Origin of the sequence: Psychrobacter sp. APC 3279 (genome assembly GCF_030407795.1) — a bacterium.
Taxonomy (GTDB): Bacteria; Pseudomonadota; Gammaproteobacteria; order Pseudomonadales; family Moraxellaceae; genus Psychrobacter.
The window spans coordinates 1-583 of sequence record NZ_JASDCR010000062.1; the positions used below are offsets into that span (position 1 = coordinate 1).

Below are 583 nucleotides of genomic sequence, written 5' to 3' on the forward strand. Positions count from 1 at the left end.
TCGCTAAGCTAAAACAGTATAGGGCGGTTGCCACTAGATTTGATAAGCTCAAGCAGAGTTATGAAAATACGGTCGCTCTTGCTTGTGCTTATATCTGGCTCAAATTATGAATATTCAACACGCCCTAGTATTAAAGAAAATAGAAATCCTCAGTTTTATAACCCATTGAAAAAAATACAGATTTGTTTCTCTCTTAAAATAAGTTCAAAAACATTAATAAAACGGGTTGACACAAAATTTATACCGTCTATAATACGCACCTCATCAAGACGAGCTGGAAGTAGCTAGTGTGTAGATTACACATTGATAACCCAGTTAACTTGTTGAAACAAATTAAAAAAAGAAGTTGACAGACTATTAAAACATGATATGATGGTCAGCTCGCTAAATAGGATAAGTCACATTGGCTGACTTATTTAGTTTGAAATACTAGCACTGGACGACAGTGTCAGACATTATTTAAAAGCATAACTAAAGAACAACTTGTGTGGATTTTTGCTGATTCAGAATGCTAAAAAATAAAGTTGACTATCTTTTCTTTTCGGAGAGATTATTAACTATAAAAATTATCATTTAAGACAGC

The 583-nt window shown here is 32.8% G+C and carries 1 pseudogene; it reads left to right on the forward strand.

Annotated elements, in window-relative coordinates:
* A pseudogene (locus tag QL898_RS13820) lies at window positions 1-110 on the forward strand (IS5/IS1182 family transposase); the annotation flags it as partial.
* Between the last annotated feature and the right edge of the window lie 473 nt (window positions 111-583).